We start from the raw sequence: 16,927 nt of genomic DNA, 5'->3' as shown, positions 1-16,927 counted from the left end.
CAATGAATATTCACGGCGCTCTGGCCCGGGAGAACGCACCGCGGCCGTCGCTGCCCGAGGTACCGGCCCAGCTGCGGGCCGTGCTCAACGGCTTCCCGGCGATGGTGGGCTACTGGGACTCCGATCTGCGCAACCGCCTGGCTAACGACGCCTACCGTGAGTGGTTTGGGGTCACCGCAGAGGAACTGCACGGCATCCACCTTCGCGACCTGCTCAGCGACGCCGTGTACGAGGCGAACTACCCCCACATCTCCAAGGCACTCGACGGCGAGCCGCAGTTCTTCAAGCGCACGCTCACGAACGCCGCCGGAGTCACGCGGTTCGCTGAGGTCTCCTACATGCCGGACGTTCCCGAAGGCGGGGACGGCGGGAACGGCGGGGTTCAGGGGTTCTTCGTGATGGTCACCGACATCACGGAGCGGGTGCTGGCCGAACGACGGCAGCAACGCGATACGGACCGCTACCGGGCGCTGGCCCGCAGCGTCCCGGGCGTCTTTGTCCTGCTCTTCGATTCAGAGCTGCGCTATTTGATCGCCGAAGGCCAAGAGCTGGAATCCTTCGGCTACCGTTCCGCCGAGCTGGAAGGACGGCGCATCCACGACGTGCTCGACGGCGCGCTGGCGAACGAGCTGGAACCCCGCTACCGCGCCGCGCTGTCCGGCCGGGAGGTCTCCTGGAGCCGGCGGATCGGACCCCGGACCTACCAGCTGAAGGCCGGCCCGGTTTACTCCGACGACGACGCAACCGCCGGCATGGTGGTGGCGGTCGACGTCACCGACCGGCTCCAGCAGGAACAGACGTGGGCTGCGCTGCACGAGATCGCCACCGCCGTCGCCCGCAACGCCGCCCCTGCGGCCATTTCGGAGCAAGTTGCTTCGATCGTGAGGGACCTCTTCCACGTGGATTCGGCCGCCGTCGTCCGTTTCACCGGGGCGCTCTCAGCGGAAATCGTGGCGATGGCACCCGCCCTGCCGCCCACCCTGAGCCGCGCCCATGTTTTCGCACGCACAGACAGCTCGGCCACCGTCCGCGTCGCGGTCACCGGGAAGCCCGCGCTGGTGGTCYACGGAACGGAAGGCGGACCCGCCGCCGAGCAGATGCGGGCCGGCGGTTTCAAGTCCGCGGCGGGCGCCCCCATCCGGGTGCACGGCAGCCTGTGGGGCGTGGTAACCCTGACCTCGAAGTCCACCACAGGCGTCACCGAGGCCATGCTGGAACGCCTGGCCCAGTTCGCCGAACTCGTGGAAATCGCCATCGGCAACACGGAGGCCCGCGCCAGCCTGGAACTGCAGGCCATCACCGACCAGCTCACCGGCCTGCCCAACCGGCGCGCCCTCGAGCAGCACCTCTCACACGAGATCGAACTGGCGGTTTTCCGCGGAAGCAGCCTGAGCGCCGTCGTCCTGGACATCGACCACTTCAAGAGGGTCAATGACACCTTCGGTCACCTCACTGGCGATATGGTGCTGGCCGACGTCGCGGCACGGCTCCGCGGCGTCGCCCGGCAGGACGAGATCGTCGCCCGCTTCGGCGGCGAGGAATTCGTCTGGCTGCTGCCCGGAACCGACGGTGCGGAGGCCCTGCTCGCCGCGGAACGGGCCCGCGCCGCCATCGAGGCAGAGCCGTACGGCGACGTCGGCTCACTCACGGTCTCGGCCGGCGTCTGCGAACTCCGCGACGCCGGCAGCCACAGCCTCCTGGCCTGCGCGGACCGGGCGCTGTATGCGGCCAAGCACGCCGGCCGGAACCGCAGCGAGCGCTACGCGGCAGGCTAACTGCCGGCGGCCGACGCTGACTAAACGAAGGCGGACTTCCCGGTCACGGCCCGGGCCACGATCAACGAGTTGATCTCGTAGCTACCCTCGTAGGTGTAGAGGATTTCGGCGTCGCCGAAGAGCTTGCCCATCTCGTAGTCGGTGCTGATCCCGTTGCCGCCCAACAGCGAGCGCCCCATCGCGACGGAGGCCCGTGCCAGCCGGGTGGTGGTGGACTTCGCCATGGCGGCTTGGACCATCTCGAGCTTGCCCTCCTGCTGGATCCGCGCCAGCTGCGCCATCAGCGACAGCGAGGCGCTGGCGTTGCCCAGGATTTCGGCGAGCTGCTGCTGGACTAGCTGGAAGCGGGCCAGCTCCTTGCCAAACTGCCGCCGTTCCAGCGCGTAAGCCCGGGCGACGTCGAACGCGGCCAGCTGAATCCCGGCGCCCTGCCAGCCGACCCAGGCCCGGGAGTCGCGCAGCAGGTCGTTGGCGCGCGAAAACGACGTGGCGCCAGGCAGCAGGTTGGCTGCCGGGATCCGGACCTCGTCCAGGACGATGTCCGCGTTCTGCATGATCCGCAGCCCGATCTTGTTCTCGATCTTGGTCGCGGTGTAGCCGGGCCGGTCCGTCTCCACAATGAAGCCCTTGATCTGCTGGTCCGCGACGTCGCGGGCCCAGACCAGCGCGAAGTCTGCGATGGTGCCGGCGCCGATCCAGCGCTTGGCCCCGGTGATGACCCATTCGCCGTTCTCCAGCCGCGCGGTGGTGGACAGTCCCCCGGCGATGTCCGAGCCGTGCTCCGGCTCGGTCAGGGCGAAGGCGCCAAGCTGGGTGAACGCGCAGAGTCCCGGGAGCCAGCGGGCCTTTTGCTCCTCCGAACCGAGCTCGTCGATCATCCCGACGATCAACTCGTTGTGGATCCCCACCAGGGCCGAGAGCGAGACGTCGGCGCGGGCCACCTCGACATACATGAGGCCTTTGAAGAGCTTGGACGTGCCGTCCGTCTGCAGCCCGCCCAGACCGTACTCGCCCAGCTCCCCGAGCAGGCCGAAGGGGAATTCCTCGCGGTTCCAGTAGTCGATCGACGCCGCCCGGATCCGGGTCTGCAGGAACTCCCGGATCTCCTGGTACCGGGCCCGCTCAGCCGCGGGCAGCAGGTCCACGATGTACATCAGGTCCGCGTCCGGGAACGGCGGCGCCGCCGGCACAGGTGCCAAAATTTCCTCGTCGCCGCCGCGGTCTGCCACAGCCTCGCTGGCGGTCTGACCGACGGCACTTCCTTGTGTCTGCACGGGCACGCATCCCTTCGTAATGTGCCGCGCCTGGGCAGCAACATCGACTCTTCCAAACCCTTGGATGTCCTAGTATATTGCACAGTGATATGGATCACTAGGCCAGTGGCGGCCGCTCCGGACCGCCTGGCTGCTACCGGCTGCGAAGGGTGCACCATGACCGTCACTGAGGAATTCCGCGCCGCGAGGGACCGGCTGCTGGCTCTCCGCGAGGACTACGCCGCCGCCCGCCAGGAATTCGAATGGCCCCGGTTCCGGGAGTTCAACTTTGCCCTGGACTGGTTCGACCAGATCGCGGCGGACCCCGCCAAGGCCGACCGGCCGGCCCTGGTGATCGTCGAGCAGGACGGCACCGCCACGCGGCGCAGCTTCGCGGACCTTTCGGCGCGCTCCGGGCAGGTGGCCAACTGGCTCCGCAGCAACGGCGTGCGGCGCGGGGACCGGATGATCATCATGCTCGGCAACCAGGTGGAGCTGTGGGAACTGATGCTGGCCGGCATCAAGCTGGGGATCGTGATGATCCCCACCACCACCCTGATGGGTCCGGCGGACCTGCAGGACCGGGTGGAACGCGGCGGGGCCAACTGGGCCGCCGTCGGGAGCGACAACATTGCCAAGTTTGCCGGCGTCCCGGGCGACTACACGCTGATCGAGATCACCGACGCCGGACCCGGCGCCGGCGGCCGCGGGGGCACGGACTCCGGCGCGCTGCAGTACACCGAGGCGGCTGACGCCCCGTACGACTTCACCCCGGACGCACCGACCCTGGCCGACGAGACCCTGCTGCTGTACTTCACCTCGGGGACCACGTCCAAGGCCAAGCTCGTGGAGCACACCCACACCTCCTACCCGGTGGGTCACCTGTCCACGATGTTCTGGATCGGGATGGAACCCGGCGATGTGCACCTCAACGTAGCCTCCCCGGGGTGGGCCAAACACGCCTGGTCCAACGTATTCACGCCCTGGATCGCCGAGGCCTGCGTGTTCATCTACAACTACGAACGCTTCGACGCCAAGGCGCTCATGGAGCAGATGGACCGCGAACGGGTCACGAGCTTCTGCGCCCCGCCGACCGTCTGGCGGATGCTGATTCAGGCCGACCTGACCCTGCTGAAGAACCCGCCCACCAAGGTGGTCTCGGCCGGCGAGCCGCTCAACGCGGAGGTCATCGACCAGGTCAACCGTGCCTGGGGCCAGACCATCCGGGACGGGTTCGGCCAGACCGAAACCACCGTGCAGATCGCCAACACCCCCGGCCAGCCGATCAAGATCGGCGCCATGGGCAAACCCCTGCCCGGCTACGACGTCGTCCTCGTCGATCCCGCCACCGGCGAGGAGGCCGACGACGGCGAGCTCTGCCTCCGCCTGGACCCGCGGCCCGTCGGGCTGATGAAGGCCTACTACGGGGACCCGGAAAAGACCGCGGAGGCCTTCCGCGACGGGTACTACCACACCGGGGACATGGCCAGCCGGGACGAACGCGGCATCATCACCTATGTGGGCCGCGGCGACGACGTCTTCAAGTCCTCCGACTACCGGCTCTCCCCGTTCGAACTGGAAAGCGTTCTTATCGAGCACCCGGCGGTGGCCGAGGCCGCCGTCGTCCCGTCGCCGGACCCGCTCAAGCTGTCCGTACCCAAGGCCTTTGTGGTCCTGGCCGCCGGTCACGAGCCCGGCCCGGAGCTGGCCGAGGACATCCTGCGCTACTGCCGCGAGCATCTAGCCCCGTTCAAACGGATCCGCCGGCTCGAGTTCGCCGAGCTGCCCAAGACCATTTCCGGCAAGATCCGGCGGGTGGAACTGCGGCACAACGAGGAGCTGCGCCACGGGGCCGGCGACGTCCCGGAGGGGCTGGGCATCGAGTACTCGGAAGCCGACTTCCCCGGGCTGAAAGGCCAGGGGTAGGCATGGGAGCCCCGCTGCCGCGCGATCCGATCGCCGACGCCCAGCGGAACTGGGAACGGCACGGCTGGGCCGACGTCGCCGCCCCGATGGCGGCCATCACGGCCGTGATGCGGACCCAGCAGATCCTGCTGGCCCGGATCGAGACGGCGCTCAAGCCGTTCGGACTGACCTTCGCACGCTACGAACTGCTAGCCCTGCTCAGCTTCGCCCGCAGCGGCGCGTTGCCGATGAACAAGGCGAGCGCGTTGCTCCAGGTGCACCCCACCTCGGTGACAAATGCCGTGGACCGGCTGCAGGATGCCGGGCTGGTGATCCGGTCACCGCATCCCACCGACGGGCGGACCACGCTGATCGAGCTCACCTCGGAGGGCCGCACGCTCGCCAAGCGGGCGACGGCGGTGCTCAACTCGGAGGTATTCGGCCGGTCCGGTTTCGAGGAGCCAGACGTGGACCAGCTGATCCGTATCCTGGGCAACTTCCGGCGCAATGCCGGGGACTTCAGCGGCTAAGCCTTACACTGCGAGTGCGGGCCATCTGCGGGACGGCCCGGACACGAGGAGAACAATGATTCCGGAGATCAACATCTGGGCCGTCTTGCTGGCCACGCTCTCCAGCATGGTGGTCGGGTCCCTCTGGTACACGCCCAGGGTGTTCGGCAACTACTGGATGCGCGTCGCCAAGGTCACGCCCAGCGGGGACGCCAAGGACGCAGTCAAACCCATCCTCGTCACGCTGGTGGTCAGCTTCGTCAGCGCCTGGGTGCTGTCCGGTGCCGCCGCCATCTCGCAGCACTTCTACGGCGGAAACTTCCTGGCCAACACCCTGCTCACCGCCCTGATCCTGTGGGCCGGGTTCACCGCCGCCCGCTTCATCACGCACGACGCGTTCGAGGGCCGCCCCGCCGGACTGACGGTCCTGAACTGCGCCCATGAGCTCGTGACCCTGATGGTGATGGCGCTGATCATCGGCCTGTTCGGGATCAGCGCCGCCTGATGTCCTGACCCGGCGGGTCCAGCCACCCCACCCGCGCCGCCCAAAGGAGGACCTGATGGATTTTGACGAAGCGTTCTGGGACGAACGGTACCGCGAGCACGGCGAGCACCAAGCCGTGTGGAGCGGGCAGCCCAACGCCCAGCTGGTGGCCGAGGCCGCCGACCTCGCGCCCGGATCCGCACTGGATGTCGGTGCCGGGGAAGGCGCGGATGCCGTCTGGCTCGCCCGCCATGGCTGGCGGGTCACGGCAGTGGACATCTCGTCAGTGGCCCTGGCGCGGGCGGCGGCCGCCGTCGACGATGACCCGGAAACGGCAGCGCGGATCAGCTGGCTGCATCTGGACCTGGTTGCCGCTCAGCCGCCGGAGGGCCCGTTTGACCTGGTCTCGGCCCAGTACCTGCACCTGCCGGCTGCCCAGCGGGACCCGGTGTACGGCGGGCTCGCCGGGTCGGTGGCCGTTGGCGGGACGCTGCTGATCGTGGGCCACCACCCCTCGGACCTGGAAACCAGCGTGCGTCGGCCCTCAGCCCCCGGGCTCCTGTTCACCGCCGAGCAGATCGCGGCGGAACTGGATCCGCGTGACTGGGAGATCCTCACGTGCACTTCCCGGCCTCGGGCCACCAGCGACGCCGACGGCGCCCAGGTCACGGTCCAGGACTCCGTGCTCCGGGCCCGGCGCCGAGCCTGACGCCGGCGCCCTACCCGCCGGCGCCCCAGGGCAGGCCGGAGGCGTACTCGACCATGGCCTGGGCGCGGTCCGTCAGGCGTACGGCCCGCGGCCAGATAATCTGCACGGACAGCGGCCTGACCGCCGGGGTCAGGGGTCTGGCCACCAGGGCCCGTCCCTCATAGCTCGTGTCGACCGCCGGATGCTGGACGAGCAGGGAATACCCCAGGCCCCGCCCCACCAATGAGCGGGTGACTTCGAAGTCGGTGGTGCGGTAGCGGATATTTGGCTCCGCCCCGACCCGCTCAAACAGGGAGAGGCTGTGGTGGCTGCTGGGCGGCGCATCGAGCAGCACCATCGGTTCGGGAGCCAGATCGTGCAGCGAGACTTCGGACTGGGCCGCCAGCCGGTGCGCCGCCGGCAGCAGCGCGTAGGCAGACGTCTTGTACAGCTCCACCGCGCCCAGCGCCGCGGGCAGATCCGTGTCATAGACGACGGCCAAGTCCAGTTCGCCGTCGGACAGGCGGTCCAGAAGCCCGTTCTGTGTCCCCTCCACGGACTCGAGCCGCACCTTCGGGTGGGCGGCCGTGAACCCGTCCAGCAGGGGCGGCAGGACCGTCGGCGCCAGGGTCAGGTAGCAACCAATGACCAGCGGACCGGCCAGCTCCGTGCCTCCGCTGGCAGCGCTGAGCTCCAGCTCCTCGGCGTCGGACAGCAACAGCACTGCGCGCGCATAAAGATGCTTCCCGGCGGGCGTCAACGTCACCCCGTGGGCCTTCCGGCGGACCATGAGCTGGACCTTGAAGATCCGTTCGAGCTCCGTCACCGCCGCGGACACCGCGCCCTGCGAGAGATGCAGCTTCAAGGCCGCAGCCGAAATTGTGCCGGTATCAGCCACGGCAACAAAGTGCGCCAGCTGCCGAAGGGTGTACCGCGCCATGCCATTCCTCAATATTTCTAGGGATATTGGTGATTTTTATGAACTTTACCAATGGTTATGGGGTGTGACACATTGGGGGAAATCCATCCCTGACAGGAGTCAACGATGACCCTCGAGACAACAGTGGCACAGCCGGTCCCGGTAGCGGACTGGGTCACCATTGCCGACCTCCACAAGGACCCGTTCCCCATTTATCGGAGGATGCGGGAAGAAGCGCCCGTGCACTGGGTGCCGGCAGTCGGCCGCTACATGGTGACCAGCTACGAGTCCTGCCACCTGATCGAAAACGACCAGGAAACGTTTTCGGCCGATGAGACCGGCTCGCTGATGAAACGCGCCATGGGACACTCCATGCTGCGCAAGGACGACCCGGAGCACGACGTGGACCGCAAGTCCTACGGTTCCGTGCTGCGCCCCAAGGCCATCAAGGAGACCTGGACGGGGATCTTCGAAAAGAACAGCGCGACCTTCCTCGACCGGCTGCGGGCCGCGGGCCCGGGAGCGGACCTGATCAGCGAATACGCAGCGCCCTACGCCGCCGAAAATCTGCGTCTGATCATGGGGTTCCACAATGCCAGCCAGGAGGACATGCAGCGCTGGTCCCAGACCATGATCAACGGCACCGGCAACTACGCGGACGACCCGGACGTCTGGGCAGCGTCGCAGAAGTCCTACGACGAGGTGGACGACGCCATCGAGGAAATCCTGCCGTACCTGCTCAAGAATCCGGACGGCAGCCTGCTGTCCGGCCTGGCCGCGATGCCGATTCCGCTGGAAGCCATCCGGGCCAACATGAAAATGACCATCGGCGGCGGCCTGAACGAGCCGCGCGACGTGATCGGCGTCGCGGCCTGGGCGCTGATGGAAAACCCGTCCCAGCTGGACCAGGTCAAAGCCGACCCGGCGCTGTTCGCCGTCGCGTTTGAGGAAGCCGTCCGCTGGGTCGCCCCGATCGGCATGTATCCCCGCGAGACCACCAAGGAGACTGTGCTGGAAGGCATCCAGCTGCCGCAGGGCGCGCGGCTCGGCGTCGTCATCGGCGCGGCGAACCGGGACCCGAAGGTCTTCACCGACCCGGAGTCCTTTGACATCAACCGCGAGAAGAAGCCGCACCTGGCGTTCGGGGGCGGCAACCATTTCTGTGCCGGCACCTGGGTGGCCCGGGCATCGGTCGCCGGGGTGGCCCTCCCCCGGCTCTTCGGCGGCCTGCCGAACCTCCGTCTGGACCCCGAGCAGGCAGCGGTCGACGCCGGCTGGGTCTTCCGCGGCATGACGTCCCTTCCCGTGACCTGGGACAAGTAGAAAGAATCCACATCATGACCAAGATCAGCTTCCACCACGCCGGCGGCGCCGTCGACGTCCTCGACGTGGACCCCGGCACCTCCATCATGCGGGCCGCCGTCACCAACGGCGTGGCAGGCATCGTCGGTGAATGCGGCGGGCAGGCCATGTGCGCCACCTGCCACGTCTACGTCCGCCCGGAATACCTCGCGGACCTGGCCGCCATCAGCGACGACGAGGAAGAAATGCTGGACTGCACGGCCGACCCCCGCGACGCGGCCCGAAGCCGCCTCGGCTGCCAGGTCATCCTCGGCAACGGCCTCGAAGACGTCGAAGTCGATGTGCCCGGCAGCCAGGTCTGAAGCCATGGACAACATCGTCATCGTCGGCAACGGCCAGGCCGGCATCCAACTGGTCGATTCCCTGCGCGCCGAGGGCTACACCGGCCGGATCACCGTCATCGGCGAGGAAGCCCACTTCCCCTATCAGCGCCCGCCGCTGTCCAAGGACTACATGTCCGAGGCCAAGAACCCGCTGCCGCTCCCGTTGCGGGCGGAGCAGTTCTTCGCCGGGAACGACGTCGACTCCCGCTTGGGTGTTCGGGTCACCGCCGTCGACCGGGAGCGCCGCACGGCAACGCTCAACAACGGATCGCGGCTGGTGTATTCCAAGCTGGTCCTCGCCACCGGGGCCGCCAACCGTGAACTCAGCGTTCCCGGCAGCGGCCTGGCCGGCATCCACGGGCTGCGGACGCTCTCCGACGCCGAAGCTGTCCACGCCCGGCTGGCCGCAGCGCGCTCCGTCGTCGTGATCGGCGCCGGATTCATCGGCCTGGAATTCGCGGCGGCGGCCCGGCAGCGCGGCATTGACGTGACGGTGCTCGAGTTTGCGGACCGGCCCATGGGCCGCGCGCTGTCCCCGGCCATGTCGGGCTATTTCGCCGAAGCCCACGAGCGGATGGGCGTAAAGCTTCGCTTCGGTGAAGGCATTGCCTCCTTCGAGGGGCGGGACCGGCACGTGCGGGCCGCCGTCAGCACCACCGGGGACGCTTACCCCGCCGACCTGGTCCTGGTCGGTATCGGCGTCACCCCGAGGACGGAACTGGCCGCGGCCGCCGGACTGCCGGTCGAGAACGGGATCATCGTGGACGGCGCCCTGCGCACCCCGGACCCGGACATCTTCGCGCTCGGGGACTGCGCCAGCTACCCCAGCCGCCATGCCGGCGCCCGCACCCGTCTGGAGTCCGTGCAGAACGCAACGGATCAGGCCCGGCACCTGGCCCGGTCCATCCTGGGAAGCAGCGAGAGCTACGCCGGGTTGCCCTGGTTCTGGTCCCAGCAGGGCCCGCTGAAGCTGCAGATTGCCGGCTTGGGCCAGCACGCGGACGAGACGGTGCTCCGCGGGGATCCGGCCTCTGGCAAGTTCTCCATTTTTTGCTACCGGAACGGCGAGCTTGCAGCCGTCGAGTCCGTCAACCACCCGGCGGACCACATGGCGGCCCGGCGGCTGCTAAGCCAGGGCCGTTCGCTCCGGCAGGCGGACGCGGCGGACCCCTGGTTCGACTTCAAGACCCATTCCCGCGAAGTTGCGGTGGCGTAGGACAGGGCGCTCACTTTGCGCCCGTGTTTGCCCGGCGCCGAGCCTGACGCCGGCGCCCTACCCGCCGGCGGCCAGCCGCTCCCGCAGTCCGGCCGCGAGTCCGGCGATGGTCAGGAGATCGAACAGGCCGCCGCCGCTTTCAACGAGACGACGGCGCTTGACCCCGGCCAGCCGGAGACGGAGGTGCACCCGTGTCCCGGCCGCCCGGGGCGACGGACGCAGCACGATTGCCCAGCTGATGGCGAGTGCACCCCGCTGCGAGCGGTGCACCAGGGCCTTCGGCGGATCCACAGCTACGATCTCGAAGGTGGCCTGCCGGCCGCCCCAGTCGGCAATGACGTCTCCGGCGCTGAGGTCCTGAAGTGTCGGGTCAATGGTCCGGAGCGCCCGGCGCGTGGCTGGAATGAGGGCTTCCGCCCAGCGGGGCAGGTACCACCCGGACCGTTCCTTACCCAGCTGGACGATCCACGGCCAGACGGCGCCGGGCGGGGCCGGCAGATCGAACCCGCGGTCCATCACCACATCCGCGATGGGGACCAGCTCGTCACCGGGAAGCCGGGCGCCGAGCTCCTCCGGCGATGCCGCGACCCCAAGGAAGCCGGTGCCCATGACTGCCCGCCTTAGCGGTGGGTGAAGTCGGGCTGCCGTTTTTCGCTGAACGCGGCCATGCCTTCCTTCTGGTCCTCGGTGGCGAAGAGCGAGTGGAACACCCTGCGCTCGAACAGCACACCCTGCGCCAGGCCGGTTTCGAAGGCGGCGTTGACCGCCTCCTTGGCGACCATGGCCACCGGCTTGGACTTGCCGGCGATCACCTCGGCGGCCTTCACGGCTTCCTCGACGACGTCGGCGGCCGGGACCACGCGGGACACCAGTCCGGCCCGTTCGGCTTCCGCGGCGTCCATGAAGCGGCCGGTGAGGATCATGTCCATCGCCTTGGCCTTGCCCACCGCGCGGGTGAGTCGCTGCGAGCCCCCCATCCCCGGAAGCACGCCGAGGTTGATTTCCGGCTGGCCGAACTTGGCGTTGTCCCCCGCGATGATGAAGTCGCACATCATCGCGAGTTCGCAGCCGCCGCCGAGGGCGAAGCCGGAGACCGCCGCGACCACCGGAATGCGCAGCCGGGTGAAGTCTTCCCAGCCGCGGAACCAGTCCGCTGCGTACATCTCCATGTAGCCCTTGGACTGCATCTCCTTGATGTCGGCGCCGGCGGCGAAGGCCTTGGCGGATCCGGTCACCACGACGGCGCCGACGTCCGGGTCCGTGTCCATGGCCGTCACGGCGGCCACCAGTTCGTCCATGGTGGCCTTGTTCAGGGCGTTCAGCGCCTGGGGCCGGTTGAGCGTCACAAGGCCCACCCGGCCGCGGCGCTCCACCAGAATGTTTGTGTAGTCGGTCATGCCTGTCCCCTCGGCTGATGGTCGGATTTGTCCCGGATGTCGGTGATGATGCCGGAAAAGTCGCGGCCGGCACCGCCTTCCGCGGCAAAGCTATCGTAAATTTCGGAGGCGAGCGGCCCCAGTCGGGCGGCGACCCCGGTGCTTTCGAGGGCGTTGAGCGCCAGCTTCAGGTCCTTGGCCATCAGAGCCCCGGCGAAGCCCGGCTGGTAGTCGCGGTTGGCCGGGCTGGTGGGAACCGGTCCGGGCACGGGGCAGTTGGTGGTCAGCGCCCAACACTGTCCGGAGGCGGCCGAGGCGACGTCGAACAGCGCCTGGTGCGTCAGCCCGAGCTTCTCGCCGAGCACGAAGGCCTCGCTGACGGCGATCATCGAGACGCCGAGGATCATGTTGTTGCAGATCTTCGCGGCCTGACCGGCGCCGTGCTCGCCGCAGTGGACCACGCGTTTTCCCATCACTTCCAGCATCGGCCTGACTGCTTCGAAGTCCTCGGCCAGTGCGCCGACCATGAAGGTCAGGGTTCCCGCTTCGGCTCCGACCACGCCGCCGGAGACCGGCGCGTCCACGGCCCGGTGGCCGGAGTCCACCGCCAGCGCGGCGGCCTCGCGGGCCTCGTCCACGTTGATGGTGGAGCAATCCAGGAACATGGTCCCGGGCGCGGCGGTGGCGAGCAGTCCCTGTTGGCCCGGCTGGTTGGGGTCGCCGCGGTACGCGTCCAGCAGGTGTTTGCCGCTGGGCAGCATGGTCAGCACTACGGCGGCGCCCGTGACGGCCTCGGCGGCGGTGTCCGCGGTGGCGATTCCGTGGGCGCGGGCGGCCTCCAGCGCGGCGGGCACCACGTCGTAGCCGGTCACGGTGTAGCCGGCCTTGACCAGGTTGACGGCCATCGGGCCGCCCATGTGGCCCAGGCCCAGGAAGGCGATGGTGCGGGCGTCAGCCGCTCCTGTTTCAGACATTGTCGCGCTCCTTCGAAAGTTTCAGTTCGCGGTCGCCCAGCGGCGCGAAGTAGGCCTCGACGTCGTCGTTGCTGACCTCGGCGAGACTGGCCGGGACCCAGTGCGGGGTGCGGTCCTTGTCCACCACCTGGGCGCGGATGCCCTCGCGGAAATCGGGGCCGGCGAGGAAGCGCAGGCCCACCCGGTACTCCTGTTCCAGGGCTTCGCCCAGGCTGAGTCCGCGGACCCGGCGCAGCGAGGCCAGCGCCACCTTCACCGCGGTCGGGGACTTGGCCTCGATGGTGTCCGCGACACCGACGGCCTCACCGCCCACGGTCCGCAGCCGGTCCACGATCTCCACGGCATCGTCGGACGCGTAGCAGGCGTCAATCCACTCCTGCTGCGCGGCAAGCACCGACGGCGGCGCCGTTCCGGCGAACCGTGCGACGGCGGCCTCCGCCGGTTCGGTCTCCAGCACTGTTGCGAGTTCCCCGAGACGCGCGGAGGGCACAAAGGTGTCGGCGAGCCCCAGGAACAAGGCGTCCGCCCCGCTCAAATGGGCTCCTGTCAGGGCCGCGTGAGTGCCGGTCTCCCCCGGTGAGCGGGACAGCAGCAGCGTCCCGCCGACGTCGGGCACGAAGCCGATGGTGGTTTCGGGCATGCCCATCCGGGTCCGCTCGGTGACGATCCGGACCGAGCCGTGCGCGGAGATGCCCACGCCGCCGCCCAGGACTAGCCCGTCCATAAAGGCCACGTAGGGCTTGGGGTACTCCGAGATCAACAGGTTCAGACGGTACTCGACGGCCCAGAAGTCCGCCGAGGCGTCGCCGCCGTCGAGCATGTCCTGGTAGATGGCCACGATGTCGCCGCCCGCGCAGAGGCCCCGGTCGCCGGCGCCGCGGACCAGCACGGTGGCGACGGCGTCGTCGTCGGCCCAACGGGTGAGCTGGTCCAGCATCGCCGCGGCCATGCCCGCGGTTAGCGCATTGACGGCCTTGGGCCGGTTGAGCGTGGCGATGCCGAGCCGGCCGCGGCGTTCGAACAGGACCTCCGCGGTCCCGCGCGAGGTCTCCTCGGCGGTTGTTTCGGAGGCCCGGTCCGCCATCAGCTGCCTTCCGGCATCACGAAGCTGGCGCCTTGGCGGATGCCGGAAGGCCAGCGGCTGGTGACCGTCTTGGTCTTGGTGTAGAAGCGGAAGGCGTCGGCCCCGTGCTGGTTAAGGTCGCCGAAGCCGGAGGCCTTCCAGCCGCCGAAGGTGTAGTACGCGATCGGCACCGGGATCGGCACGTTGATGCCCACCATGCCCACCTGGACCCGGCTGGCGAAGTCGCGGGCGGCATCGCCGTCGCGGGTGAAGATGGCCACGCCGTTGCCGAACTCGTGTTCGCTGCAGAGCCGGAGGGCTTCGTCGTAGTCTTCGGCGCGGAGCACGCTCAGGACCGGGCCGAAGATCTCCTCCTTGTAGATCTTCATGTCCTTGGTGACGTTGTCGAACAGCGTGGGGCCCACCCAGAAGCCGCCGTCGTAGCCCTCCACCTTCAGGCCGCGGCCGTCCGTCACGAGGCTGGCGCCTTCTTCGACGCCGGAGGCGATGTAGCCCTCGATGCGCTCCTTGGCGGAGGCGGCCACGACCGGTCCGAAGTCCGAATCCTTGGCCAGGCTGTGGCCGACCTTGAGCCCGGCGATCCGCTCCTGCAGCTTCGCCACGAGGGCGTCGGCGGTCCGCTGGCCGACCGGGACGGCGACCGAGATGGCCATGCAGCGTTCGCCGGCGGAGCCGAAGCCAGCGCCGATCAGGGCATCCGCGGCCATGTCCAGGTCCGCGTCCGGCATGATTACCATGTGGTTCTTGGCGCCGCCGAAGCACTGGGCGCGCTTGCCGTGTGCGGCGGCGGTTGCGTAGATGTACTGCGCGATCGGGGTGGAGCCGACGAAGCCGATGGCCTGGACGCGGGGGTCCTCCAGCAGCGCGTCCACGGCCTCCTTATCGCCGTTGACCACGTTGAACACCCCGTCCGGAAGGCCGGCTTCAGTGAACAGCTCGGCCAGGCGCAGCGGCACCGAGGGGTCGCGCTCGGAGGGCTTGAGAATGAACGAGTTGCCGGCGGCCAGAGCCGGGCCGGACTTCCAGAGCGGAATCATGGCCGGGAAGTTGAACGGCGTGATGCCGGCGACGACGCCGAGCGGCTGCCGCATCGAGTGGACATCGACTCCGGTTCCGGCGTTGTCGGAGAACTCACCCTTGAGCAGGTGCGGGGCGCCGGCGGCGAACTCCACTACTTCGATGCCGCGCTGGATGTCGCCCTTGGCGTCCAGGAAGGTCTTGCCGTGCTCGGAGGACAGCAGGGTGGCAAGTTCGTCCATGTTCTGGTTGACCAGATCCACAAATTTGAGCAGGATCCGGCCGCGGCGCTGCGGGTTCATGGCAGCCCATTCCAGCTGGCCCTTCTCCGCGTTGGCGACGACGTTGCGGACTTCCTCGGCGCTGGCCAGCGGAAGGCGGGCCTGGACCTCGCCGGTGCAGGGGTCATAGACATCGCTGAAGCGCCCGGAGGTGCCCTCCACGTGCTGTCCGCCGACGTAATGGGAAAGCTCACGAACCATGATGGAATGCTCCTTTGCATGTGACCTAGATCATCTGCACCCGAATATACTCGGACTTCCTACTAATTTCCAGAGCGGGCCGGCGCCGCGGGCGGGCCCCGCGGATCACCGGCWGGGCGTCACCAGCCCGTGACCCTTGACACACATAAGCGACTCTGCCACTCACAACGTCAGCGGGGTGGCTGGCGAACCGGCCGGTGGCTATCGCTTCTGGTTTTTCCATTTCCAAGAACCAGATCCTGACATAGGGTGAAGCGCACCACACGCAACGCGGGTGTGGCGCAGAATCAGCACTTCCATCCGCAGACAAACAAGGGAGACTCTCATGTTGCTTTGGATAGCCATCATCATTGCTGTTCTCTGGCTTCTCGGCTTGATCGGCGGCATCGGTGGCGGGTTCATTCACCTGCTCTTGGTTATCGCCGTCGTGGTCCTGATCTTCCACTTCCTTCGAGGCAGGTCCCGCGCGTAAACAACGGCACAACGCGACCCTCGCGGACGCCGCGGCCACTGCCTGGCGGGCCCCGTGCCGCGGCCCGCACCTACGGGCAGCGGTCGGCGTGGCGGCGTCTGAATTCGAGTATCTGCTACTCGTGCCCGGCCCGTAGCAGCCGCCATAAAATGGCTATGGTTCTCAAGCTACCGGTTGTCGACACGGGCCCTCCCTGCTCAACCGGTGCTGAGAACCGCCACGTTGTGAGGTGGTTGCTATGCCTGCTTTAGTTGCCAACAGGTGCGGGTCCCGGGTTGGCATCCGCGCCGGCTGCCGCGTGGGGGCCGTGCGATGAAGAAGAAGCTCCTCGCACCCGCGATCCTTGTAATAGGGTTGGCCGTCGTGGGTCTCTCCACTGCGCCGGCTGCGCTGGCAGCCTCACCGGCCCCGTCGCCGGCGGCGCCGAATCCGTCCGTCAAGGTCATCGACTCGACCAGCGCCATTGGTAACCCCGCGTGGTTTGCCAGCGCCTACGCCGCCGGTTTCAGGCTCTACGTCATGCATTCAACCGCCTGGGGCACCTGCACTCCTTGGGGCAACACGCCGGCCCAGCTCGGGATGGCCCTCGCCGCCGGCCTCAAGATCGCCGTCTACACCAGGGATCCGGGGTGCTGGCAGGGCGGAATCAGCGCGGCCGGTCCGTACCAGTCCCAGCTACAGTTCTTTGCCCTCGATGTGGAGCCAGGCGGCCCGGTGGTCACCCAGGCCATGATCGACGGCGTCACATCGATGGGGGTCCGGCCGGTCATCTACACCGGATCCGCGATGTGGCCGCAGATGACCAACGGCAGCACGGCATTCGCCCACATCCCGCTCTGGGACACCCACGCCGGCAACCTCGACTACAACCAGTGGGACGCCGACTACCTCTCCCCGGCCCCGGTGGGATACGGAGGCTGGAACACCCCCACCACCATGCGGGTGGGGGTCCAGCAAAAGCTGGAGCACAGCTTCGCAGGGGTTGCGGTCGATCTGAGTTCCTTCAACGCTTCCTTCCTCAAGTAGGCGACCGGGCGCGGGCCGTGCGTGCCCGCCGTCGGCTCCCCCGCCGGGCCAAGTTCGGTAAG

Annotated in this window: 17 protein-coding genes; 10 read left to right on the top strand and 7 right to left on the bottom strand. The window is 68.3% G+C overall.

The window, feature by feature from the left end:
• Positions 1 to 2 precede the first annotated feature (2 nt).
• A complete protein-coding gene (locus AC1DGI_RS00725; RefSeq protein WP_476897520.1) occupies positions 3 to 1,775 on the top strand; it encodes a sensor domain-containing diguanylate cyclase in 1,773 nt (590 codons plus the stop codon).
• A 20-nt stretch (positions 1,776 to 1,795) separates the two neighbouring features.
• On the opposite strand, the gene AC1DGI_RS00720 is transcribed toward AC1DGI_RS00725, so the two are convergent.
• Positions 1,796 to 2,929: an acyl-CoA dehydrogenase family protein gene (locus tag AC1DGI_RS00720; protein ID WP_441399436.1), complete on the bottom strand. Its 1,134-nt coding sequence runs from the start codon at positions 2,927 to 2,929 to the stop codon at positions 1,796 to 1,798.
• Positions 2,930 to 3,205: 276 nt separating this feature from the next.
• Here AC1DGI_RS00720 and AC1DGI_RS00715 point away from each other — a divergent pair, with 276 nt between their 5' ends.
• The 4 genes from AC1DGI_RS00715 to AC1DGI_RS00700 are packed head-to-tail and all read left to right on the top strand — an operon-like array spanning position 3,206 to position 6,635.
• On the top strand, positions 3,206 to 4,954 hold the full coding sequence (locus tag AC1DGI_RS00715; RefSeq protein ID WP_476897386.1) for an AMP-binding protein: 1,749 nt from the start codon (positions 3,206 to 3,208) through the stop codon (positions 4,952 to 4,954).
• A gap of 2 nt (positions 4,955 to 4,956) precedes the next feature.
• On the top strand, positions 4,957 to 5,463 hold the full coding sequence (locus AC1DGI_RS00710) for a MarR family winged helix-turn-helix transcriptional regulator (protein ID WP_441399432.1): 507 nt from the start codon (positions 4,957 to 4,959) through the stop codon (positions 5,461 to 5,463).
• Positions 5,464 to 5,518: 55 nt separating this feature from the next.
• On the top strand, positions 5,519 to 5,947 hold the full coding sequence (locus AC1DGI_RS00705) for a DUF1761 domain-containing protein (RefSeq protein WP_476897385.1): 429 nt from the start codon (positions 5,519 to 5,521) through the stop codon (positions 5,945 to 5,947).
• A 55-nt stretch (positions 5,948 to 6,002) separates the two neighbouring features.
• Positions 6,003 to 6,635, top strand: coding sequence for a class I SAM-dependent methyltransferase (locus AC1DGI_RS00700; RefSeq protein ID WP_476897384.1), 633 nt, complete (start codon positions 6,003 to 6,005; stop codon positions 6,633 to 6,635).
• A gap of 10 nt (positions 6,636 to 6,645) precedes the next feature.
• Here the strand turns inward: AC1DGI_RS00700 and AC1DGI_RS00695 are convergent, their stop codons facing one another.
• On the bottom strand, positions 6,646 to 7,554 hold the full coding sequence (locus AC1DGI_RS00695) for a LysR substrate-binding domain-containing protein (RefSeq protein WP_476897383.1): 909 nt from the start codon (positions 7,552 to 7,554) through the stop codon (positions 6,646 to 6,648).
• 105 nt (positions 7,555 to 7,659) lie between these two features.
• Here AC1DGI_RS00695 and AC1DGI_RS00690 point away from each other — a divergent pair, with 105 nt between their 5' ends.
• The 3 genes from AC1DGI_RS00690 to AC1DGI_RS00680 are packed head-to-tail and all read left to right on the top strand — an operon-like array spanning position 7,660 to position 10,434.
• A complete protein-coding gene (locus AC1DGI_RS00690) occupies positions 7,660 to 8,856 on the top strand; it encodes a cytochrome P450 (RefSeq protein WP_476897382.1) in 1,197 nt (398 codons plus the stop codon).
• A gap of 14 nt (positions 8,857 to 8,870) precedes the next feature.
• Positions 8,871 to 9,197, top strand: a complete 327-nt coding sequence (locus tag AC1DGI_RS00685) for a 2Fe-2S iron-sulfur cluster-binding protein (protein ID WP_476897381.1) — start codon at positions 8,871 to 8,873, stop codon at positions 9,195 to 9,197.
• A 4-nt stretch (positions 9,198 to 9,201) separates the two neighbouring features.
• On the top strand, positions 9,202 to 10,434 hold the full coding sequence (locus AC1DGI_RS00680; protein WP_476897380.1) for an NAD(P)/FAD-dependent oxidoreductase: 1,233 nt from the start codon (positions 9,202 to 9,204) through the stop codon (positions 10,432 to 10,434).
• Between the two features lie 57 nt (positions 10,435 to 10,491).
• Here AC1DGI_RS00680 and AC1DGI_RS00675 read toward each other — a convergent pair whose 3' ends face one another.
• From AC1DGI_RS00675 to AC1DGI_RS00655, 5 genes are read right to left on the bottom strand one after another with little or no spacing between them, the layout of a single operon-like run.
• Positions 10,492 to 11,043 carry a hypothetical protein gene (locus AC1DGI_RS00675; RefSeq protein ID WP_476897379.1) on the bottom strand — a complete coding sequence of 184 codons (552 nt, stop codon included), beginning with the start codon at positions 11,041 to 11,043 and terminating at the stop codon, positions 10,492 to 10,494.
• A gap of 11 nt (positions 11,044 to 11,054) precedes the next feature.
• Positions 11,055 to 11,831: an enoyl-CoA hydratase gene (locus tag AC1DGI_RS00670; RefSeq protein WP_476897378.1), complete on the bottom strand. Its 777-nt coding sequence runs from the start codon at positions 11,829 to 11,831 to the stop codon at positions 11,055 to 11,057.
• On the bottom strand, positions 11,828 to 12,784 hold the full coding sequence (gene mmsB, locus AC1DGI_RS00665) for a 3-hydroxyisobutyrate dehydrogenase (RefSeq protein WP_476897377.1): 957 nt from the start codon (positions 12,782 to 12,784) through the stop codon (positions 11,828 to 11,830). The genes AC1DGI_RS00670 and mmsB overlap by 4 nt, the downstream gene beginning before the upstream one ends.
• Positions 12,777 to 13,868 (bottom strand): enoyl-CoA hydratase/isomerase family protein, encoded by a 1,092-nt coding sequence (locus AC1DGI_RS00660; protein WP_476897376.1) that lies wholly within the window; start codon positions 13,866 to 13,868, stop codon positions 12,777 to 12,779. Before AC1DGI_RS00660 ends, mmsB begins: the two co-directional genes overlap by 8 nt.
• Positions 13,868 to 15,367: a CoA-acylating methylmalonate-semialdehyde dehydrogenase gene (locus AC1DGI_RS00655; RefSeq protein WP_476897375.1), complete on the bottom strand. Its 1,500-nt coding sequence runs from the start codon at positions 15,365 to 15,367 to the stop codon at positions 13,868 to 13,870. Before AC1DGI_RS00655 ends, AC1DGI_RS00660 begins: the two co-directional genes overlap by 1 nt.
• 325 nt (positions 15,368 to 15,692) lie before the next feature.
• On the opposite strand from AC1DGI_RS00655, the gene AC1DGI_RS00650 reads away from it, so the two are divergent.
• Both AC1DGI_RS00650 and AC1DGI_RS00645 read left to right on the top strand, forming a co-directional pair.
• Positions 15,693 to 15,839: a lmo0937 family membrane protein gene (locus AC1DGI_RS00650; protein ID WP_441399420.1), complete on the top strand. Its 147-nt coding sequence runs from the start codon at positions 15,693 to 15,695 to the stop codon at positions 15,837 to 15,839.
• Positions 15,840 to 16,151: 312 nt separating this feature from the next.
• Positions 16,152 to 16,865, top strand: a complete 714-nt coding sequence (locus AC1DGI_RS00645; protein ID WP_476897374.1) for a glycoside hydrolase family 25 domain-containing protein — start codon at positions 16,152 to 16,154, stop codon at positions 16,863 to 16,865.
• Positions 16,866 to 16,927 lie beyond the last annotated feature (62 nt).

Source organism: Arthrobacter sp. 05N428_2 (assembly GCF_056397065.1).
The sequence above is the reverse complement of the archived record's forward strand: the minus strand, read 5'-3'. Positions and strand labels throughout refer to the sequence as shown.